At 64.2% G+C, this 18,664-nt stretch carries 19 protein-coding genes and 1 tRNA gene; 9 read left to right on the top strand and 11 right to left on the bottom strand.

The window, feature by feature from the left end; translation table 11 throughout:
- Positions 1–55: 55 nt before the first annotated feature.
- The 3 genes from HUV48_RS12660 to HUV48_RS12650 all read right to left on the bottom strand — a co-directional run bounded on the left by HUV48_RS12660 (position 56) and on the right by HUV48_RS12650 (position 2,351).
- Positions 56–131, bottom strand: a tRNA-Thr gene (locus HUV48_RS12660).
- A 19-nt stretch (positions 132–150) separates the two neighbouring features.
- Entirely contained in the window at positions 151–1,065 is a 915-nt protein-coding gene (locus tag HUV48_RS12655; RefSeq protein WP_217906821.1) for a hypothetical protein, read from the bottom strand.
- The gene (locus HUV48_RS12650; RefSeq protein ID WP_176268169.1) at positions 1,035–2,351 is read right to left on the bottom strand and encodes a replication-associated recombination protein A; all 1,317 of its coding nucleotides are present in this window, start codon (positions 2,349–2,351) and stop codon (positions 1,035–1,037) included. Before HUV48_RS12650 ends, HUV48_RS12655 begins: the two co-directional genes overlap by 31 nt.
- 90 nt (positions 2,352–2,441) lie before the next feature.
- Here HUV48_RS12650 and HUV48_RS12645 point away from each other — a divergent pair, with 90 nt between their 5' ends.
- Positions 2,442–2,900 (top strand): hypothetical protein, encoded by a 459-nt coding sequence (locus tag HUV48_RS12645; protein WP_176268168.1) that lies wholly within the window; start codon positions 2,442–2,444, stop codon positions 2,898–2,900.
- A 1-nt stretch (position 2,901) separates the two neighbouring features.
- On the opposite strand, the gene HUV48_RS12640 is transcribed toward HUV48_RS12645, so the two are convergent.
- Positions 2,902–4,056, bottom strand: coding sequence for a glycosyltransferase family 4 protein (locus tag HUV48_RS12640; protein ID WP_176268248.1), 1,155 nt, complete (start codon positions 4,054–4,056; stop codon positions 2,902–2,904).
- A gap of 176 nt (positions 4,057–4,232) precedes the next feature.
- Between HUV48_RS12640 and HUV48_RS12635 the strand changes: the two genes are divergently transcribed.
- The 3 genes from HUV48_RS12635 to HUV48_RS12625 all read left to right on the top strand — a co-directional run bounded on the left by HUV48_RS12635 (position 4,233) and on the right by HUV48_RS12625 (position 8,181).
- Entirely contained in the window at positions 4,233–5,363 is a 1,131-nt protein-coding gene (locus HUV48_RS12635) for a phosphoserine transaminase (protein WP_176268167.1), read from the top strand.
- Between the two features lie 93 nt (positions 5,364–5,456).
- A complete protein-coding gene (gene serA / locus HUV48_RS12630) occupies positions 5,457–7,040 on the top strand; it encodes a phosphoglycerate dehydrogenase (RefSeq protein ID WP_176268166.1) in 1,584 nt (527 codons plus the stop codon).
- A gap of 25 nt (positions 7,041–7,065) precedes the next feature.
- Positions 7,066–8,181 carry an ATP phosphoribosyltransferase regulatory subunit gene (locus tag HUV48_RS12625; protein WP_176268165.1) on the top strand — a complete coding sequence of 372 codons (1,116 nt, stop codon included), beginning with the start codon at positions 7,066–7,068 and terminating at the stop codon, positions 8,179–8,181.
- A gap of 2 nt (positions 8,182–8,183) precedes the next feature.
- Here HUV48_RS12625 and HUV48_RS12620 read toward each other — a convergent pair whose 3' ends face one another.
- The 3 genes from HUV48_RS12620 to trhO all read right to left on the bottom strand — a co-directional run bounded on the left by HUV48_RS12620 (position 8,184) and on the right by trhO (position 10,632).
- Positions 8,184–9,005, bottom strand: a complete 822-nt coding sequence (locus HUV48_RS12620; RefSeq protein ID WP_176268164.1) for an aldo/keto reductase — start codon at positions 9,003–9,005, stop codon at positions 8,184–8,186.
- Between the two features lie 72 nt (positions 9,006–9,077).
- Positions 9,078–9,686, bottom strand: coding sequence for a glutathione S-transferase (locus HUV48_RS12615; protein WP_176268163.1), 609 nt, complete (start codon positions 9,684–9,686; stop codon positions 9,078–9,080).
- Entirely contained in the window at positions 9,679–10,632 is a 954-nt protein-coding gene (gene trhO, locus HUV48_RS12610) for an oxygen-dependent tRNA uridine(34) hydroxylase TrhO (RefSeq protein WP_176268247.1), read from the bottom strand. The genes HUV48_RS12615 and trhO overlap by 8 nt, the downstream gene beginning before the upstream one ends.
- A 135-nt stretch (positions 10,633–10,767) precedes the next feature.
- On the opposite strand from trhO, the gene HUV48_RS12605 reads away from it, so the two are divergent.
- The 3 genes from HUV48_RS12605 to HUV48_RS12595 all read left to right on the top strand — a co-directional run bounded on the left by HUV48_RS12605 (position 10,768) and on the right by HUV48_RS12595 (position 13,109).
- Positions 10,768–12,057 (top strand): adenylosuccinate synthase, encoded by a 1,290-nt coding sequence (locus HUV48_RS12605; protein ID WP_176268162.1) that lies wholly within the window; start codon positions 10,768–10,770, stop codon positions 12,055–12,057.
- Positions 12,058–12,216: 159 nt separating this feature from the next.
- On the top strand, positions 12,217–12,669 hold the full coding sequence (locus HUV48_RS12600) for a hypothetical protein (protein WP_176268161.1): 453 nt from the start codon (positions 12,217–12,219) through the stop codon (positions 12,667–12,669).
- Entirely contained in the window at positions 12,666–13,109 is a 444-nt protein-coding gene (locus tag HUV48_RS12595) for a helix-turn-helix domain-containing protein (protein ID WP_176268160.1), read from the top strand. The genes HUV48_RS12600 and HUV48_RS12595 overlap by 4 nt, the downstream gene beginning before the upstream one ends.
- 3 nt (positions 13,110–13,112) lie before the next feature.
- On the opposite strand, the gene HUV48_RS12590 is transcribed toward HUV48_RS12595, so the two are convergent.
- The 4 genes from HUV48_RS12590 to argH are packed head-to-tail and all read right to left on the bottom strand — an operon-like array spanning position 13,113 to position 16,836.
- Positions 13,113–13,895: a precorrin-2 dehydrogenase/sirohydrochlorin ferrochelatase family protein gene (locus HUV48_RS12590; RefSeq protein WP_176268159.1), complete on the bottom strand. Its 783-nt coding sequence runs from the start codon at positions 13,893–13,895 to the stop codon at positions 13,113–13,115.
- A 13-nt stretch (positions 13,896–13,908) separates the two neighbouring features.
- Positions 13,909–15,171: a diaminopimelate decarboxylase gene (gene lysA, locus HUV48_RS12585; RefSeq protein ID WP_176268158.1), complete on the bottom strand. Its 1,263-nt coding sequence runs from the start codon at positions 15,169–15,171 to the stop codon at positions 13,909–13,911.
- A gap of 31 nt (positions 15,172–15,202) precedes the next feature.
- Positions 15,203–15,463 (bottom strand): hypothetical protein, encoded by a 261-nt coding sequence (locus HUV48_RS12580; RefSeq protein ID WP_318656104.1) that lies wholly within the window; start codon positions 15,461–15,463, stop codon positions 15,203–15,205.
- Complete coding sequence (argH, locus tag HUV48_RS12575) at positions 15,460–16,836, bottom strand: argininosuccinate lyase (RefSeq protein ID WP_176268245.1); 1,377 nt, start codon at positions 16,834–16,836, stop codon at positions 15,460–15,462. Before argH ends, HUV48_RS12580 begins: the two co-directional genes overlap by 4 nt.
- 40 nt (positions 16,837–16,876) lie before the next feature.
- On the opposite strand from argH, the gene HUV48_RS12570 reads away from it, so the two are divergent.
- Positions 16,877–17,476 carry a TlpA family protein disulfide reductase gene (locus HUV48_RS12570; protein ID WP_176268157.1) on the top strand — a complete coding sequence of 200 codons (600 nt, stop codon included), beginning with the start codon at positions 16,877–16,879 and terminating at the stop codon, positions 17,474–17,476.
- A 250-nt stretch (positions 17,477–17,726) separates the two neighbouring features.
- A complete protein-coding gene (locus HUV48_RS12565; protein ID WP_176268156.1) occupies positions 17,727–18,227 on the top strand; it encodes a GIY-YIG nuclease family protein in 501 nt (166 codons plus the stop codon).
- The last annotated feature ends 437 nt before the right edge of the window (positions 18,228–18,664 follow it).

Raw genomic sequence — 18,664 nt, 5'->3', positions numbered from 1 at the left:
CGTGATCCCTCATCCGGTTCGCGGCACGGTTACAGGCAATGCGAGGAAAGGGAAATGGTGCCGGCTGCAGGAGTCGAACCCGCGGCCTGATGATTACAAATCAACTGCTCTACCAACTGAGCTAAGCCGGCACCGCGATGCGCGCTTTATTCAATATGCGCCGAAAGTCCAGCCTTCCGTGCGCGCAATCTGCTCGGTCGTGTCCGGCGGGTTCCAGCGCTGCGGCTCGTGTGCGACCTTCCGGAGCCACGCGGCGCTCAGAAGCGCGTCGGACGAATGGTCGTCGATCGGGCCTTCGCCGTGGACCGGAGGCGAGCCGAGTATCTCTAGAGCCTCGTTTAAGGCCTCGTAGCTGCGAATCTTGCTCGCAGAGGCGCTGCGGCCGGCCTCCCGAGCCGCGAGGGTCGTGTAGATCTCGACGATGACGGAGCCTTTGTCAGGCAGCGGATCGACCGGCCAGATAGGGAGCTTGCCGCCGAGGTGGTGGAGGATGCGCATCCCGGTAAGGCTCGACTTGCCGACCTGCGCCGCGCCGACCAGATTGAAGTTGGAGTAGGGTTTGCAGCCCATCGCCGCCTGCGCGTGTTCTGTCACGCGGAAGCGGCCGCGGCCGTGCTCTGCGTCGTCGCAGCGAAACTGAGCGCCCTCGCGCCCGCCGTGACGCCGGAAATAGGGTGCGAGCGCGTCATCGTCGACGAAGCTGCTTGCGGCGAAGTGCGGATCGTCCGCGCATAGCCGGTCGACCAGCGCCCAGAGTGATCGAGCATCGGCTGGGCTATCGGCGTAGCCGGGAAAGTAGGCTCCGCAATCGGCGAAGGGCAGGGCAATGCCAAGGTCCATTCCGACCAGCGTATCTGCCGGCAAATCTTCTTGGAGGAACATCAGCACCTCGGCGCGTGACCACCCCCGCTTCAACGGCTCTACGAGCACCGGCGGCCCGCCGTCTCCGTCCGCCAGCGCGAGCGCAATGCCCTTGTGCCGCTCGCCCGCCGCGCCCGACCAGTCGACTGCGAGGAAATGCAGGAAGCGCCCGGTCACCCGCGTTCGCGCCGCAGCTTGTCCCAATATTCGAGTCGCTCCTTCACCTTGCGCTCGAAGCCGCGGTCGACCGGCTTGTAATAGGTTTGCGGCTCCATCCCGTCGGGCCAGTAATTGTCGCCCGAGAACCCTTCGTCCGAATTATGATCATAGGCGTAGTCCTTGCCGTAACCGATGTCCTTCATCAGCTTCGTTGGGGCGTTGAGGATGTTCGCGGGCGGCATCAGACTGCCGGTTTCCTTCGCGCTTTTCCAGGCGGCTTTCTGCGCCTTGTAGGCAGCGTTCGACTTGGGCGCGGTCGCGACGTAGATGCACGCCTGCGCGATGGCGAGTTCGCCTTCGGGGCTGCCGAGAAACTCGTAAGCATCCTTCGCGGCGAGACACTGGTGCAGCGCTTCCGGATCGGCGAGGCCGATGTCCTCGACTGCCATGCGCACGAGGCGGCGAAGGAGATACAGTGGCTCTTCGCCTGCGGTCAGCATCCGCGCGAGGTAATAGAGCGAGGCCTGCGGATCGGACCCTCGCACGGCTTTGTGAAGCGCGGAAATGAGGTTGTAATGCCCGTCGCGGTCCTTGTCGTACACCGCCACCCGGCGCTGCAGGAACGCGCCGAGTTCCGCCGGACCGAGTGGTTTGTCCAGCTTCGCGTTATAAAGCGTCTCCGCCTGGTTCAGCAGGAAGCGCCCATCACCGTCGGCGCTTGCGACGAGTGCCGCACGGGCATCGCCGGTCAGCGGAAGCGCGCCTTCCAGCGCCTCCGCACGGGTCAGTAACTCGCCCAGCGCCTCACCGTTCAGCCGCTCGAGGATGAGGACCTGCGCGCGGCTGAGAAGCGCGGCGTTCAGCGCGAAGCTGGGGTTCTCCGTAGTAGCGCCGACCAGCGTTACCGTGCCGCGCTCCACGAAGGGGAGGAAGCCATCCTGCTGCGCGCGGTTGAAGCGGTGGATCTCGTCCACGAAGAGCAGCGTGCGCTGGCCCGCTTCGGCCAATCGGTCGGCTTCCGCGAAAGCCTTTTTGAGGTCGGCGACGCCGGAAAAGACCGCGCTGATTGCGGCGAAACGCATTCCGACGCTTTTCGCCAGCAGGCGCGCGATGGTGGTCTTGCCGGTACCGGGCGGTCCCCACAGGATCATGCTCGAAAGCTTGCCTGCCGATACCATGCGTCCGATCGCGCCTTCGGGTCCAGTCAGATGTTCCTGTCCGATGACTTCGGCGAGCGCGCGCGGGCGCAGCCGATCGGCCAGCGGCGCATCGTCCCGCGCCGCCTTCGCGTCCTGCGGTGTCTCCAGTTCGTCGCCAAAAAGGTCGGCCATGCGCCCTATCTAGGAGCGTGCGGCGAAATTGCCATTCGTCCGCGCTGCGCTATCATGCGCGGCGGGTCGCGTCGCAGGGGGAGAATGATGATGAACGAACTCGCACGCGCAAAAACGCCTTGGCACCTATGGGTTGTCGGTATCATGTCGCTGCTATGGAACGGTTTCGGCGCGAACGACTACACGCAGACGCAGCTCAGCAATCTCGATTACATGCGCACGATGATGGACGGGATGGGCGTGACGCCCGAGGCTGCGCTCGCCTATTTCCAGAGCTTTCCGGCATGGGTCGATGCCTTCTGGGCGTTCGGCGTCTGGGGTTCGCTGGCAGGTTCGGTGCTTCTGCTACTGCGAAGCAGATGGGCGATCATCGCATTCGGATCGTCGCTGATCGGCCTTGCCGGAACGACCATATACCAGGCGATTAGCGAGACGCCCGCCTGGGCCAGTAGCGGTATGGCCGAGATAATGAGCATCGTGATCTGGGCGATCGTGACATTCCTGCTCATCTATGCGATCAGTATGCGCCAGAAGGGCGTTCTGCGCTGACTTATCCGCGCCGCGCCTCGATCAGTCTCAGGTAAGTGTCCGCGACCGCTTGGTTGATGGCGTCCCAGCTGAAACGGCGGGCCTTCTCTTCGCCGGCCGCGCCGTGGCGAGCGCGCAGATCGTCGTTGGTGCAATAGGGCGCGAGCGCTTCACTGAACTCGTAAGGGTCGCCCGGCGGTACGAGCCGGCCGGTTTCCCAGTCCTCGACGAGGCTGGCGCTGCCGGTGGAGGCGGAGGCGACTACGGGCAGGCCGCTTGCCATCGCTTCCAGGGTCACGTTGCCGAAGGTTTCGGTAATACTGGGATTGAAGAAAACGTCGGCACTGGCGAGCGCCCGGCCGAGGTCGCGTCCGGTCTGGAAGCCTACGAAGATGCCGCCGGGAAGCGCACGTTCGAACCAGCTTCGCGCCGGGCCATCACCGATGACCAGAACCTTGTGCGGCGCACGGCGACGGCGCAGCTGGATGATCGTCTCGGCGAAGAGGTCGAGCCCCTTCTCCATGACGAGCCGGCCGAGGAAGGCGATCGCAACGTCGCCGTGTTCGATGCCGAGACTGCGCCGCCACTCGAGGTCACGGCGATCCGGACCGAAAATGTCGCGGTCCACTCCCCGCGTCCACAGCGAGATGTCAGCGTTCATGCCTTGACGCCTGAGCGTATCGATCATGCTTTGCGACGGCGCCACCAGCGCGTCACAGCGCCCGTAGAACCGCCTGAGGCCCGCTTCGATGACCGGCTCCAGAAAGCCCATTTTATAATAGCGGGGATAGGTTTCGAAGCGCGTGTGGACCGATGCAAGGACCGGCAGGTCGTTCTTCCGCGCCCAGGTCACTGCCGCATGTCCTACCGGATCGGGCGAGGACACGTGGACGACGTTGGGCGCAAAGGCGCGCAGATCCGCCAGATTGTCCTTCGATAGGCGCAGCGGCATCCGGTATTCGCCGCGGCCCTTCACTGGCATGGGAATGGAGGGAACGGATACGAGATCGCCCGTCGGGGGAAAGTCCGGGCTGTCGACCGTCGGCGCGTAGACGCGCACCGCTGCGCCTTGCCGCAGCAGGTATTCGACCAGCCGGTTCAGGGCCTGGTTCGCCCCGTCGCGGGTGTAGTTGTAGTTGCCGCTGAACAGGGCGATGCGGAGGCTACGCGGGTCCATATCGACTGCGCCATAGGATAGCCGCTGCGGCTTGGCGAGAGCAGTTTGGCCGTCAGCCGATACCACGATCGGCGGAAACAAACGCCGCGCCATTGACTTGAGTCCAATGAACTCTATTGCCGCCAGCGGGCCACGCGGTCCCAACGCCGCGCGTGCTCTCTGCAAGGAGAGAATACATGACTGACCTTACGCCGCCCGACGCGCCGAAACCCGCGCGTCCGCATTTTTCTTCCGGTCCCTGCGCCAAGCCGCCGGGCTGGTCCCTCGAAAAGCTAAGCACCGATTCGCTCGGCCGCTCGCATCGCTCCAAGCTGGGCAAGGCGCGGCTGAAGCTGTGCATCGACCTCATCCGCGAAGTGTTGCAGGTGCCCGACGATTACCGCATCGGTATCGTGCCCGCATCCGATACCGGCGCGGTCGAGATGGCGATGTGGAGCCTGCTGGGAGAGCGGGGCGTCACCACGCTCGCGTGGGAAAGCTTCGGCGAAGGCTGGGTGACCGATGCGGTCAAGCAGCTCAAGATCGACCCCACCGTCCTGCGCGCCGATTACGGTGAGCTACCCGACCTCAGTCAGGTCGACTGGTCGAACGACGTCATTTTCACCTGGAACGGCACGACCTCCGGCGTGAAAGTCCCGAACGGCGACTGGATCGCGGCGGACCGCGAAGGCCTTTCCATCGCCGATGCGACCAGCGCGGTATTCGCGCAGGACATCGCGTGGGACAAGGTCGACGTGCTGACTTTCAGCTGGCAGAAAGTGCTCGGCGGAGAGGGCGCGCACGGCGTCCTCATTCTCGGCCCCCGCGCGGTCGAGCGGCTGGAAAGCTACACTCCCGCATGGCCGCTCCCCAAGATCTTCCGTCTTACCAAAGGCGGCAAGCTGATCGAGGGCATCTTCAGCGGGGAGACGATCAACACCCCGTCCATGCTGGCAGTCGAGGACGCGATCTTCGCGCTCGAATGGGGCAAATCCATCGGCGGGCTATCCGCGATGAAAGCCCGCGCGGATGCGAACGCCGCGGCGCTAGACAAACTGGTGCAGGATCGCGAGTGGCTTGGTCATCTTGCCGCCGATCCGGCGATCCGCTCGAACACGAGTGTCTGCCTGACGGTGGACGGAGCGGACACGGACGTCATCAAGGCGATGGCCGGACTGCTCGAGAAGCACGATGCCGCCTACGACATCGCCGGATACCGCGACGCGCCTGCCGGCCTTCGGATATGGTGCGGATCGACCGTGGATGCCGAAGACATCGAAGCGCTCGGCCCGTGGCTCGACTGGGCCTACGAGAGTGCGAAGTCCTGACCCTTACGCGGGCCTGCCGAGCGGCTGGGCTCTGACGTTCCCTTATCAATTCCGGCAAGCGCACGGACAGGCGCGGTGTCGATGGAGATTACCATGTCGAAACCCAAAGTTCTCATTTCCGACAAGATGGACCCGAATGCCGCGCGTATCTTCGAGGAGCGCGGCTGCGACGTCGACGTCATCACCGGCGAAAGCCCGGACGAGCTGAAGGCCCGCATCGGCGAATACGACGGCCTTGCGATCCGGTCCTCGACCACTGTGACGCCGGAAATCCTCAATGCAGCAACGAACCTGAAGGTTATCGGTCGCGCCGGGATCGGGGTCGACAACGTCGATATTCCCTACGCCAGCGGCAAGGGCGTCGTCGTGATGAACACCCCTTTTGGCAATTCGATCACGACCGCCGAACACGCGATCGCCATGATCATGGCGCTGGCGCGGCAAATCCCGGCGGCCAACGAACAGACGCAGAAGGGCGAATGGCCCAAGAGCGCCTTCATGGGTGTCGAAGTCACCGGCAAGAAGCTCGGTTTGATAGGGGCGGGCAACATCGGCTCCATCGTCGCGAGCCGCGCGCTCGGACTGAAGATGAAGGTCATCGCCTATGATCCGTTCCTGACGGCAGAGCGCGCGGTCGAGATCGGGGCCGAGAAAGTCGATCTCGACACGCTGCTGGCACGCGCGGACTTCATCAGCCTGCATACCCCGCTGACCGACGATACGCGCAACATCCTGAGCCGCGAGAACCTCGCGAAGACGAAGGAAGGCGTGCGTATCGTGAACTGCGCGCGCGGCGGTTTGATCGACGAGGAAGCGCTGAAGGAGGCTCTCGAAAGCGGCCATGTCGCAGGCGCGGCGCTCGATGTGTTCAAGACCGAACCGGCGAAGGAAAGCCCGCTGTTCGGCACGAAGAACTTCATCTGCACGCCCCACCTCGGCGCATCCACGACCGAGGCACAGGTCAACGTCGCGCTGCAGGTTGCCGAGCAAATGGCCGATTATCTCGTCAACGGCGGCGTGACCAATGCGCTCAACATGCCTTCTCTGAGCGCAGAGGAAGCTCCGAAGCTCGCGCCCTACATGGGCCTGGCGCAGAAGCTGGGTTCGCTCGTCGGGCAGCTCGCGCACGGCAACCTGACCAAGATCAGTATAGAGCGCGAAGGCGCGGCGGCGCAGCTTAACGGCAAGCCCATCACCGGCGCGGTGCTGGCCGGGTTCATGCGCCGCTATTCGGACAGCGTGAACATGGTCAATGCGCCGTATCTCGCGAAGGAGCGCGGTCTCGACGTGCGCGAAATCCGGCACGACCGCGAGGGTGTGTACCATACGCTGATCCGCGTGACGGTGCAGACCGATGCAGGCGAACGTTCGGTTGCGGGCACATTGTTCGGCAATGAAGCGCCGCGTCTCGTCAACATCTTCGGGGTCGGGATCGAAGCCGAACTCGACGGGCCGATGCTTTACATCGTCAACAAGGACGTTCCGGGGTTCATTGGCCGGATCGGAACGCTGCTCGGCGAGAACGGCATCAACATCGGTAACTTCAACCTTGGCCGGCGCATCGCGGGCGACGAAGCGGTGCTGCTGCTTTCGGTCGACCATCCGATCGGCGAGGAGGTGGTGCAGCAGGCGTGCCAGCTCGACGGCGTGAAAGTCGTGACCCCGCTTCAGTTTTAAGCGGAGCGCGGCTAGGGCAGCGCCGATGGAGCACGAAACCGACGACCTGCTGCCCGAAGGGCTCGAAGACCGCCTGCCGCGTGAGGCAGCGGCGGCCACGCGCGCAATGCGCAGCGTACTTGGCGCGATGGACGCTCACGGGTATGACCGGGTGCGTCCGCCGCTGATCGAGTTCGAACAATCGCTTAGCCAGCGAATGCAGGGCGTCAGCACGCGGCGCATGGTGCGCTTCACCGATCCGGCGAGCCTTCGCACGCTCGCGCTGCGCAGCGACATGACGGTGCAGGTGGGCCGCATTTCCGCGACGTCGCTGGCGGGTGCACCGCGCCCGCTGCGGCTTTGCTACGCAGGCGAGGTCGCCTTGCTGCGCGCGGACCAGCTCGCCCCGGAACGCCAGCGTCTCCAGATGGGCGCCGAGCTGATCGGTAGCGACAGCGTCGCCGCGGCGAGCGAGATCGTGCGGGTTGCGCTCGATGCTTTGGAGCAGGCCGGCGCGCGCGCCATCTCGGTCGACTTCACGCTTCCGGACATCGTGGACGTGCTGGCGGCGGAGGCATTGCCGCTGAAGGCCGAATATGTGGCCGACGTGCGCCGCGAACTCGATACGAAGGACGCGGGCGGGCTTGCCGCCATACCCGGCGGGGATGCCTATCTGCCCCTTCTCTACGCGACCGGCCCCTTCGGCGAAGCGATCGAACACCTTGCTGAACTCGATGCCGGCGGCGCGCTTGCATCACGCATCGCTGGTCTGCGCGAAGTAGCTTCGGGGATCAGGGAACGCGCGCGTCTGACTCTCGACCCGAGCGAGCGGCACGGGTTCGAATATCAAAGCTGGTTCGGCTTCACCCTGTATGCCGAGAACGGCCGCGGGGCGCTGGGGCGGGGCGGAAGCTACGCGATTGTCGGGAAAGACGAGCCTGCCATGGGTTTCTCGCTCTATCTCGACCAGCTGCTCGACGTGCTCGACGAGCCGGCGGAGGAGGCGAACAAACTGTTCTGCCCGGTCGGCCACGACGCGGAGCGCGCCGCGGCGCTACGGGCCGAAGGCTGGCGCACCGTCGCCGCCCTGTCGGACAGCGACGATGCACGCGCGCTCGGCTGCACGCACCGCCTGAACGGCGGCGCGGTCGAACAGCTCTAGGTTCAGTTAACCTCGGACGGTTTTGGGCCGATCCGACCGTCCGCACTGTCGAGTGCGTCGATCTTCGCCATCTGATCGTCCGTCAGCTCGAACTTCAAGGCGCTGAAGTTGGCTTCGATGTGCTCGCGGCTCGAGGCCTTGGGAATGACGGCCAGCCCGTGCTGAATGTGCCAGCGGATGACGACCGCCGCCGCATTCTGGCCGGTCTCGTCCGCGATCGATTTGATCGCATCGTTGTTCATGGTGTCGCCCTGTCCGAGCGGTGACCAGCTTTGCGTGATGATGCCGAGATCGTCATGCACCTTGCGCAGTTCGCGCTGCTGGAAGCTGGGGTGCAGTTCGATCTGGTTGAGCGCGGGCGTGACGCCGGTCTCGTCGATCAGGCGTTTTAGGTCCTGCTCCCGGAAATTCGACACGCCGATCGACTTCGCTTTGCCTTCGTCGCGCAGTTCGATCATCGCCTTCCATGTTTCGACGAACTTGTCGTTCTCCGGGCAGGGCCAATGGATCAGCAGCATGTCGACATAGTCGCGGTCGAGCCGCGCCAAGCATTTGGAAAACGCACTTTTCGTACGCTCGTAACCCTGGCTCTCGTTCCAAATTTTGGTGGTGAGGAAGATGTCGCTCCAGTCGCCGATACCTTCGCCCACGCCGCGCTCGTTCTGGTAGACGGCGGCCGTATCGATCAGCCAGTAGCCGACGTCGATCGCGGTGGAGACGGCCTCTGCGGCGTCGTCATCCTCGATCTGATAGGTGCCGAACCCGAGTTGCGGGATCTGGCGGTCGTCGTTCATGGTGAGGGTAGGGTAGTTTTCGTCGCGCATGGGATGCCTTTTCGTTGGTGTTCGCATGACCAACGCCCGTGTGCCGCGATCTATCCAGCGTGCGCTAAACCCTTAAGCCGCGTCCGGCTTCCATTGGTCGCGCTTGACCATGATCGCCTTGAACAGGTCGGAGGATTTCCAGCCTTCGAGCCATTTCGCAAGATCGGGCAATGGCTGGGCCGCGAACCACTCGCGGTCGGTATGGGCGAACTGGCGCACGAAGGGAAAGATCGCCGCGTCGGCAAGGCCGCGCCTGTCTCCGCAAAGACATGCCTGATTGGCGAGCCGGTCCTGCAAACGCATGAGGATCGCGCGTGCTGCGGCGCGGTGCTCCTCCGGATCGCTGTCGTGACGCGTCGCGTATTTGTAGCGGTCGAGATGGTGCTTGAACGGCCCGTCGTTAGCGGCGATCAGCCCTTCGTCGGTGCGTTTGAGCCATCCCTCAGCATCATTCTGTTCAAGCGACCAGCGCATGATGTCGAGGCTCTCTTCGAGCACTGTGCCGTCAGGCAGAACCATGACCGGCACGGTCCCCTTAGGCGATGCTTCGAGCAGCGCGTCCGGCTTGTCGCGCAGCACCACCTCGCGCACCTCGTGCGACGTCTCGCTAATGTGAAGCGCCATGCGTGCGCGCATCGCGTAGGGACAGCGGCGAAAGCTGTAGAGGATCGGCTCAGCCATCCTGCGCCGCCGCCTTCCGGCCAGGTTTCGCGCCGACGTGCCGCGTCCCGCGCATCCTCGCCATTTCCGCCTGTCGCTGCCGCTCTGCATAGCGGGCGCGCTGCTCGTCCGATTTCTCGTCGATGCAAGCGGGGCACGAGACGCCCTCGACATAGGCTTCGGACGCCATGCCCTCCGCATCGACCGGGCGGCGGCAGGCGCGGCAGAGTTCGTAGCTGCCTTCGCCGAGCCCGTGCGTCACGCTCACCCGCTCGTCGAAGACGAAGCATTCGCCTTCCCACCGGCTCTCTTCCGCCGGGACGTGTTCGAGGTAGGAGAGGATGCCGCCCTTCAGGTGGTAGACGTCCTCGATCCCTTCCTGTCGCAGTAACGCGGTCGCTTTTTCGCAGCGGATGCCGCCGGTGCAGAACATGGCAACCTTGGGCGCCTTGCCGAGCGTTTCGCGGCGCTCGCGAAACCAGCGTGGGAAATCGCCGAAGCTTTCGGTCGCTGGATCGATCGCGCCCGCGAACGTGCCGATAGCGACTTCGTAATCGTTGCGCGTATCGATGACGATCGTTTCCGGATCGTCGATCAGCGCGTTCCAATCCTCCGGCGCGACGTAGCGGCCCACGCTGCCGACCGGGTCGATGTCCGCTTCGCCCATCGTGACGATCTCGCGTTTCAGACGAACCTTCATCCGGTTGAAGGGCATCTTCGAGGCGCGCGAGAACTTGACCTCGATCTCTTCGCAGCCCGGCAGCGTACGGATATGCCGCAGCACCGCTTCGATCCCTGCATCCGGTCCGGCGATCGTGCCGTTGATGCCTTCGCTGGCGAGCAGGATAGTGCCTTTCACGCCGTTTTCGTCGCACATCGACAGAAGAGCCGGCTTCAATTGCGCAGGATCGTCGAAAGCGGCAAAGCGGTAGAGTGCCGCGACGCGGAAGGGCTGGGTCTCGTTCATCACGCGCTCGCACATAGGGTCGCCGCCGCGGCTTCGCAAATCCGCAGATTTGGCCGCACCCGCGCTTGCCCTGCCGCTAGGCAGCGACTAATCCCCGCCCGTTCGTTTTCCTCCAGACTGCCGGAAAGAAAAGACATGGCCAATGTGACCGTCATCGGTGCCCAATGGGGCGATGAAGGAAAGGGCAAGATCGTCGACTGGCTCGCCAGCCGCGCCGACGCCGTGGTGCGCTTCCAGGGCGGACATAACGCCGGGCATACACTGGTGGTGGACGGAACGACCTACAAGATCAGCCTCGTGCCGTCCGGCATCGTGACCGGCACGCTGTCGATCATCGGTAACGGCGTCGTGCTCGATCCGTGGGCGCTGAAGGCCGAGGTCGAGAAGCTCGAAGGGCAGGGCGTCACGATTACCGACGACAACCTCGCCGTGGCGGACAATTGCCCCCTAATCCTCCCGCTCCACCGCGACCTCGACGGGCTGCGCGAAGCGGCGGCAGGCAGCGGCAAGATCGGCACGACCGGGCGCGGCATCGGCCCCGCATACGAGGACAAGGTGGGCCGCCGCGCGATCCGCGTTTGCGATCTGGCACATCTCGATGCGCTCGAACCGCAGCTCGACCGGCTCTGCGCACATCACGATGCACTGCGCGCCGGCTTCGAGCAGGAACCCGTGGACCGCGAGGCCCTGCTTGCCGAGCTCCGCGAAATTGCGCCCTTCGTCCTCAAATATGCGCAGCCCGTGTGGAAGCGGCTGAAGAAGGTACGCAAGGCCGGAGCGAAAGTGCTGTTCGAAGGAGCGCAGGGCGTCCTGCTCGACGTCGATCACGGCACCTATCCCTTCGTCACGAGCTCCAACACGGTCAGCGGCAGCGCGGCCTCCGGCAGCGGCCTCGGTCCGAATGCGACCGGCTTCGTGCTCGGTATCGTGAAGGCTTATACAACCCGCGTCGGCTCCGGTCCTTTCCCGACCGAACTCGAGGACGAGATCGGCCAGACGCTGGGCGAGCGCGGCCACGAATTCGGTGTCGTCACGGGGCGCAAGCGGCGGGTCGGCTGGTTCGACGCGGTCCTGGTGCGGCAGACCTGCGCAATCTCCGGGGTGACCGGTATTGCACTCACAAAGATCGACGTGCTCGACGGCTTCGAAAAGGTGAAGATCTGCACCGGCTACCGCCTCAACGGAAAGGTTTACGACTATCTGCCGAGCCACGCGGCGGAGCAGGCGGCGTGCGAACCGATCTACGAGGAAATGGATGGCTGGCAGGGCACCACCGCCGGTGCGCGAAGCTGGGCGGATCTGCCTGCGCAGGCGATCAAGTACATTCAGCGTATACAGGAACTGATCGAAACGCCGGTCGCGCTCGTTTCGACTAGCCCGGAACGTGAAGATACCATTCTTGTTCGCGATCCGTTCGAGGACTGATTAACCAAAGTAATCGCGTCAACGCGCGCTCGGCGTCTTTCGACTGACGCCGGTAGTTTATAGAAGTGGTTAATACCGCCATTCCGGCGGACTATATTTGTTCTTGCGCCGAACCTTTTTTGTTCTACCCCTGTTCACAGGAGCAAACAGGGGACACTTATGCTGTACCAGAAAATCGATCTGGCGATTGCTTCGGTCAAACCTTACCGGCCGGAACTGCGCGAAGCGACGCTTTCACTATTTGCTGACGATTATGCCTACCGCGACAAGCTCGTGAAGGATTGCGAAAGAAGCGGGCTTCGCCTTCTTCATAACGAGGCTGTCTCGGCACTGTTGAGCCGGCCGTCGTTCGATGCGCTGGGCGAAATCGTCGTTGTCCGGGTTGGAGAACTAACGGCGATGCTGACAAGGCGGTTGACCGAGATCGACCGGTTCGCTGCGGATACCGGGAAGCGTCTGTACGTCGTTTGCGAGCCGGCCGCCATCGTAGTGCTTCGCGCCGCGCTACACGGCTTGACGACCGAAGTGCTGGCGCGGCCAAGCCGGTGGGAGCGGATGTTCCGCCTTGGTCAGATACGCGCGGAAATCCGGCAGAACGGGTGCGCTCGATGATCGCCTCCGCGATGCAGACCGGCTCCGCTGCGATCCGCAACCACGCCCGGGCATTTGCCGCTAATGTCAGCGGGACGCCCAAGGCAGGGCCGCTGCCGTCGGCTTCCGTCCTGCGCCGGCTCATCGGCAAGCGGAAAGCCCGCAGCGATCTGTTCGGGGCGGACGTGTTCGGCGATCCGGCGTGGGACATGCTGCTCGAACTTGCTTTAAGCGAAGCGGAAGGCCGGCGAATTTCGGTGTCGTCGCTGTGCATCGCATCGGGCGTTCCGGTCACGACTGCTCTGCGAAAGATCGGTCTGCTCGAAGAAAGGGGACTGATCGTGCGAGCGGCGGACGGGACGGATCGCCGCCGCGCGATGCTAAGACTTACGCGCCGGAGTAGGGAGGGGATTGCAGATTACTTCGCCGCGCCCGAAGGCAGCCGCCGCGACATGTTCTGACGATCAAACTTGCGTGCAGAGCCGGACGGTCAATCCGCCGCCCGGAGCCGGTGTATCCTCGCCGCCAACGAGGAAGCGTTCGGCATCGGCGCGCGCGCGGCTCAGGATCGCCTCCGGGACATTCGGATCGTGGATGATTACGTCAGCCTCGCCGAGCAGCCGCGCCTCGCGCAGTGTCAGGTCTTCCGGATCGTCGCTGCGAAGATTGATAGTATGCGTTTCACTGCCCGCGATGGCGGCATCGTCCGCAAGCCAGCCATCGACAGCCTCGTGCGAGCCTTCGCGCATGATGTCGAGTGCGCCGCCTTCGGCCAGCGCACCGTCTAACATGCGCCGCCGGTCGTCCGGTGCCGGGTAACGTGCGCGCAGTTTCTCGCGAGCGTCGGATAGAGCGGTGGCGAGTGTGCCGAGGCTCTGCGGGATGATCCGCTCCAGGCGCAACCTCAGATGCTTGGCGAGACCCGCCGATGCGCCGCCGGTGGAGACCGCGATCAGCACCGGACTACGCTCGAGAATGCTCGGTGTCGTGAAGTCGCAAAGCTCCGGACGGTCGGCGACGTTGACGAGCAGACCGGCGCGCTTCAGCCGCAGCGCCGCGGCCTTCGCCTGCCGCTCGTCGTCGAGCGCCACGAAGGCGAGCCGCGCGTGATGCGCTTCGGCCTCGCTCACCGGGATCCCGCCCGCGCGCCGTACCAGCCGCGCCTTCGCCTCGCCCATCGCGCCTTCGCCCACTACCACGACTTTCGCGCCGTCGATCCGGTGGAAGAGGGGCAGCGAATGGATCATGCTGTCAACGTGCCTAGGCCAGCCATTCGGGCACGCGTTCCGCGTCCATGATAGCACTCGCCTCGATCCGGTCGGCGACGACGGCGAAGCGATCGCCGTCGACCAGCACTTCGGCCACGAACCCGCGCGAATTGTAGCTCGACGCCATGGTCGCGCCGTAAGCCCCCGCAGTGCGGAAGACGGCCAGATCGCCAGAGGCTAGCGCATCGCATTCGCGGTCGGTGGCGAAGGTGTCGCCGGTTTCGCAGATCGGGCCGACGATGTTTGCGGTCATCCGCTGTCCATCGGGCGCGACCGCGTCAAAATCGTGCCAGGCGCCGTAGAGGGCGGGGCGGGCGAGATCGTTCATCGCTGCATCAACGATGACGAAGGGCGGGCCGTTGCCGCCGCGCTTCACCCGGATGACGCGGGTGAGCAGAACGCCCGCATTGCCGGCAATGACCCGCCCCGGCTCGAATGCGAGCTTCACGTTCCAGTCCGCCGTCACGCGCTCGACCAGCGCGCCGTATTCCGCCGGGCTGGGCGGCGTCATGCCTGCCTTGTAAGGCACGCCGAGACCTCCGCCGAGATCGACGTGGGTGATGGTGTGGCCGTCACTGCGCAGGTCCGCGACCAGCTTGCCGACCTTGGCGAAAGCACTTTCAAGCGGCTCCAGATCGAGCAGCTGACTGCCGATATGGATCGCAACGCCCCGCAGGTCGAGCCCGTCCAGACCCGCAAGCTCGCGGTAGGTTTCACGCGCGCGGATAAGCGGAATGCCGAACTTGTTTTCCGCCTTTCCGGTCGAGATTTTTGCGTGCGTCTTCGCATCGACGTCCGGGTTGATGCGCAGCACGGCCGGTGCGCGCGTCCCGCGCGATCGGGCCAGCTCGGCCAGCTCGCGGCCTTCCTCGCTCGATTCGATGTTGAACTGGCCGATGCCTTCGTCGAGCCCGAGCGCCAGTTCCGCATCGGTTTTCCCGACACCCGAAAAGACGATCTTCTCCGGCGCAAAACCGGCGGCGAGCGCGCGCTTCAGTTCCCCGCCCGAAACCACGTCCGCGCCGAACCCCTGCTGCTGCAGGACGCGCAATACGGCGAGATTGGGGTTCGACTTGACGGCGAACGCGATCAGCGGGTCGTCAAGACCGCTCAGCGCCTCGCTGAAGACCTGCGCGTGCCGTTCCAGCGTGGCGCGCGAATAGACGTAGACGGGCGTGCCGACCTCGTCCGCGATCCGCGCCAGCGGCACGTCTTCGGCGTGCAGTTCGCCGTTTTTCAGGTGAAAATGGTCCATCAGCTATCCGTTGCCGCGAGGCGGCGCATTATCATTCCGGCGGCAGGTCGAAGGGGTCGTCTTCGCGTTCTTCAGAGCGACGGCGCAGTTCCACGCTTCGCTCCGGCGCGGCCTGCGGAGGCAGTTCCAGCAGTTCTTCCGCATCGCTCGGTGTCGTCGACCCGTAGGCGGGCGGAGGCAGCGTCTCGCCGGGTTCGGGCTCCAGCGGCGTCTTGGAGGCGCAGGCGGATAGCACGAACAGCGCAGCACACGCCGCGGCGGTCTTCGCATGTACAGTCAGGCGCAAGTTCACAGTTCGAGATCCACTTCCTTCGCCGCTTCGGCAACGCGCGCTCTTACCTGCTGCGGCGCCGTCCCGCCATAGGAGCTTCGCGAATGGGCGGACGCGTCGACCGACAGGGCAGCAAACACCCGCTCGTCGATCCGCTCGTCGATCGCTTGCAGCTGCTCTAGCGTCAGCGCGTCGAGGGCCTTGCCCTCGCGCTCCGCCAGCTTCACCGCAGCTCCGGTAATATGATGTGCCTCGCGGAAGGGAATATCCGCTTCGCGCACCAGCCAGTCGGCGAGGTCCGTTGCGGTCGCATAGCCAAGTTCTGCCGCCTGCCGCATCCGTGCAGTATCGAAGGTGCTGTCCGCGACCATGCCGGTCATCGCTGCAATCGCGAGGTCGAGCAGGCCCGCAGCCTCGAACACCGGCGGCTTGTCGTCCTGCATGTCCTTCGAATAGGCGAGCGGCAGACCCTTCATCGTCACCATCAGAGCCGTCGCGCAGCCGATGATCCGGCCCGCGTGACCCCGCACCAGTTCGGCAGCGTCGGGATTCTTCTTCTGCGGCATGATCGAACTGCCGGTGGACAGCGTATCGGGCATCTTGACGAAGCCGAAGGGCTGGCTCGCCCAGATGATCATCTCCTCCGCCAGCCGTGAAAGGTGCAGCGCGCACTGGCTCGCCGTCATCAGGTAATCGAGCGCAAAGTCACGGTCCGATACGGCATCGAGGCTGTTGCGGGTCGGCGCGGCGAATCCAAGCGCTTCCGCCGTAGCCTGCCGGTCGATGGGAAAGCCGGTTCCGGCCAGCGCCGCGCTGCCCAGCGGACATTCGTCCGTTCGCTTCCGTGCATCGGAAAAGCGCGAGATGTCGCGCTTCGTCATCTCGTAATAGGCCATGAGGTGATGGCCGAGCGTTACCGGCTGCGCGGTCTGCAAATGGGTGAAACCAGGCATGATCGCATCGACGTTCTCATGCGCCCGCGTTACCAGTGCGCGTTGAAGCGAGAGCAGACCGGCCTCCGCCCGTACCATTGCTTCGCGCACCCAGAGCCGGAAATCGGTCGCCACCTGGTCGTTCCGGCTGCGCGCCGTGTGGAGGCGTCCTGCAGCGGGTCCGATCAACTCGGTCAGCCGCGCCTCCACCGTCATGTGAATGTCTTCGAGATCCCAGTCCTCCGGCACGCCGTCGGCTTCGTATTCCGCCGCCACCCGGTCGAGACCGTCCGCGATCATCTTCGCATCTTCGGGCGAAACGATTGTCTGCGCGGCGAGCATCGCTACATGGGCTTTCGAAGCCGCGATGTCCTGCCGCCACAGCGCCTTGTCGAAGGGTATGGAGGCGTTTATCTCGCGCATGATGGCGCTTGGCCCCGCGGCGAAGCGCCCACCCCACATCTGGTTGGAGCCGTCCTTGCCGTTCACTTTCCGCTCGCTCATGTCGCCGCGTTTCGCCCTGCTGCCGGTGCTGCTTCTCGCAGCGTGCGATAGGGCGGCGGACGAGGGCGCGCAACAACAGGGCGCATTGCCGCAGGAAAAGGCAGACTTGGCCGCAGACATCGCGGAAAACCTGAACCCGGGTCTTTCGGGCGAGATCGACCGCAGCCAGGCAGGTGCGCTGATGCCGACGGTGGAATTGTCGCAGCCTGATGGAAGCACGCTCAATACGGGCGCGCTGCAGGGTACACCGGTGCTCGTCAACCTGTGGGCGACGTGGTGCGCGCCGTGCGTGGTGGAGATGCCGATGCTCGACCGGCTCGCCCAAACCTACGACGGACGGCTACGCGTCGTTACGGTCAGTCAGGATTTGCGCGGAGGCGAGGTGGTCGCGCCGTTCTTCGACCAGTATGACTTCGCCAAGCTGGAACCGTGGCTCGATCCTGACGGCGACTATCCCGAAGCCCTCGGAGGAGAGGGCGTATTACCGATGACGGTTCTGTACGACGCGAGCGGGCGCGAGGTCTGGCGCGTGGTCGGCGGATACGAGTGGACGGGTCCCGAAGCGCGCCGCGCGATCGACGCGGCGCTGGCCGGGTAGGCCTGACGTCCTCGACCGTGTAAGCGAAAACTGGTGGGCGATGACAGGCTCGAACTGCCGACCCTCTCGGTGTAAACAGGGGGTACCCACGGCAAACTGTCAGGCGCTCCCCTTCCAGGACAAGCGTTTTCCCAATCTGAGCCGTTTTTGTTCGCGTTTCGTTACCAGCTCGTGTACATCGGTACATAGCAATTGGGCGACCCGGTGATCGCATACCGAGCCGCCCTTCAACGAGCGAAGGAGCCGCCCGATGAAACCTGACGTTACACTATTAGAGGATACTCGCCCACCCGTTAAAGGCATCATGGAGCGCTTGGCTGAGCAGAAGCGCAACAAGCCGAAGGGCGCGATCTATTACGTCAGCGCTGGCCACGAAGGGCCAATCAAGATCGGCTTCGCGGGCTGCTCTAGCGGATTGAGTGAGCGGCTTCGCGGACTTCAGACCGCTTGCCCATATCACTTAGTCGCGCTTGCTGCTCGCGAAGGCAGCGTATTCGATGAGGGCCAGTTGCATGAGCGGTTCGCTAAAAGCCGGTTGCGCGGGGAATGGTTCATGCGAACCCCGCAGCTAATGAAGCACATCGAGGCTACGCAGCGCCGGAAGGATTGTCAGAAGATGATGCGGTTCATCAGCGATTTCTGCCTGCCGGAGCAGATCGTGATCCGCGGTATTCGTGGCGGACCCGACGAGAGGCGACAGATGGCGATGTTTGGCCCGTATGCCGATCCGCCTGAGGTCAGGATCGTATGACCCCCACAATGCACCGCAAGCAGGCAGAGGCGCTTGGCTGGCAACCGAGGAAGGCAGCGTAATGGCACTCAGCTTGGCAGCTTCAGCGCGATCAGCGTCACCGCCTTGGAGGTTGCGCGATATGGCCAAAGAGCATCCGATCAGTGTTCCATGCGCGGACTGCGGACAGGACGTTGCCAGATACGAAGAGCAAACCGGCTTTACTGCTGTCTGCACTTACTGCGCTCTAGAAGACGGGACGTTACCGCTTGAAGAGATAGATTGCGCAGACCCTCGCACCTTGCATCAGATCGCAATGGATGAGCGACAGCGGTTAGCCACCCACCTCAACACTCTAGGTTCGTAAGGAGAGGCCAGTGCCTGACCTATCACGCGATGAAAAGTATGAATAGGGGTCAGGTGTGGCGCCTGACCCCGTTTCATTCCACCTTTGGCTG

Origin of the sequence: Qipengyuania atrilutea (assembly GCF_013370205.1) — a bacterium.
Lineage (GTDB): Bacteria > Pseudomonadota > Alphaproteobacteria > Sphingomonadales > Sphingomonadaceae > Actirhodobacter > Actirhodobacter atriluteus.
The sequence above is the reverse complement of the archived record's forward strand: the minus strand, read 5'-3'. Positions and strand labels throughout refer to the sequence as shown.

Coding starts and splice junctions, on each gene's coding strand:
- HUV48_RS12570 (WP_176268157.1), top strand. CDS start 16,877: ATGTCGCCGCGTTTCGCCCTGCTGCCGGTGCTGCTTCTCGCAGCGTGC.
- HUV48_RS12640 (WP_176268248.1), bottom strand. CDS start 4,056: ATGGACCCGCGTAGCCTCCGCATCGCCCTGTTCAGCGGCAACTACAAC.
- HUV48_RS12645 (WP_176268168.1), top strand. CDS start 2,442: ATGAACGAACTCGCACGCGCAAAAACGCCTTGGCACCTATGGGTTGTC.
- HUV48_RS12615 (WP_176268163.1), bottom strand. CDS start 9,686: ATGGCTGAGCCGATCCTCTACAGCTTTCGCCGCTGTCCCTACGCGATG.
- HUV48_RS12620 (WP_176268164.1), bottom strand. CDS start 9,005: ATGCGCGACGAAAACTACCCTACCCTCACCATGAACGACGACCGCCAG.
- HUV48_RS12565 (WP_176268156.1), top strand. CDS start 17,727: ATGAAACCTGACGTTACACTATTAGAGGATACTCGCCCACCCGTTAAA.
- HUV48_RS12605 (WP_176268162.1), top strand. CDS start 10,768: ATGGCCAATGTGACCGTCATCGGTGCCCAATGGGGCGATGAAGGAAAG.
- serA (WP_176268166.1), top strand. CDS start 5,457: ATGTCGAAACCCAAAGTTCTCATTTCCGACAAGATGGACCCGAATGCC.
- HUV48_RS12625 (WP_176268165.1), top strand. CDS start 7,066: ATGGAGCACGAAACCGACGACCTGCTGCCCGAAGGGCTCGAAGACCGC.
- argH (WP_176268245.1), bottom strand. CDS start 16,836: ATGTGGGGTGGGCGCTTCGCCGCGGGGCCAAGCGCCATCATGCGCGAG.
- lysA (WP_176268158.1), bottom strand. CDS start 15,171: ATGGACCATTTTCACCTGAAAAACGGCGAACTGCACGCCGAAGACGTG.
- HUV48_RS12590 (WP_176268159.1), bottom strand. CDS start 13,895: ATGATCCATTCGCTGCCCCTCTTCCACCGGATCGACGGCGCGAAAGTC.
- HUV48_RS12600 (WP_176268161.1), top strand. CDS start 12,217: ATGCTGTACCAGAAAATCGATCTGGCGATTGCTTCGGTCAAACCTTAC.
- HUV48_RS12595 (WP_176268160.1), top strand. CDS start 12,666: ATGATCGCCTCCGCGATGCAGACCGGCTCCGCTGCGATCCGCAACCAC.
- HUV48_RS12635 (WP_176268167.1), top strand. CDS start 4,233: ATGACTGACCTTACGCCGCCCGACGCGCCGAAACCCGCGCGTCCGCAT.
- trhO (WP_176268247.1), bottom strand. CDS start 10,632: ATGAACGAGACCCAGCCCTTCCGCGTCGCGGCACTCTACCGCTTTGCC.
- HUV48_RS12650 (WP_176268169.1), bottom strand. CDS start 2,351: ATGGCCGACCTTTTTGGCGACGAACTGGAGACACCGCAGGACGCGAAG.